At 67.6% G+C, this 457-nt stretch carries 1 protein-coding gene; it reads left to right on the forward strand.

Annotation, left to right across the window (positions count from 1 at the left end; translation table 11 throughout):
- A partial coding sequence (locus tag ACF8R4_RS04825) for an Ig-like domain-containing protein (protein WP_392491791.1) occupies positions 1-457 on the forward strand: 457 nt, incomplete at both ends.

The raw sequence follows: 457 nt of genomic DNA on the forward strand, positions 1-457 counted from the left end.
CAACCTCAACCCGCCGCAAGTAGACGGCGAAGTGCTGCAGGCCACCGCCACCGATGCAGCAGGCAACATATCCACAGCCAGCTCGGTCACCGCACCGGATATCGACGGTGTCGATACCACGCCACCCGCAGCACCAACCGATCTGGTGATCGGCGTGGCCGGTAGCCAACTGAGTGGCCGTGGCGAAGCCGGCACCAGCGTGCAGGTCCGTGATGCCGCCGGCAATGTCATCGCGACCGGCACAGTGGGTGCAGACGGCACCTTCACCCTCACCCTGGCCCCTGCCGTGATCGACGGCAGCAGCCTGCAAGTCACCCTGACCGATGCTGCAGGCAACGTGTCGCAGCCGGGCTCGGTGACCTCCACCGACCTGCTGCCTCCGACTCAACCCACCGACCTGGCCCTGGCCGACGGCGTGACCTTCACCGGTCGCGGCGAACCAGGCGCCACCGTGCAG

The sequence above is a fragment of the Pseudomonas sp. FYR_2 genome, from assembly GCF_043106425.1.
GTDB lineage: Bacteria > Pseudomonadota > Gammaproteobacteria > Pseudomonadales > Pseudomonadaceae > Aquipseudomonas > Aquipseudomonas monteilii.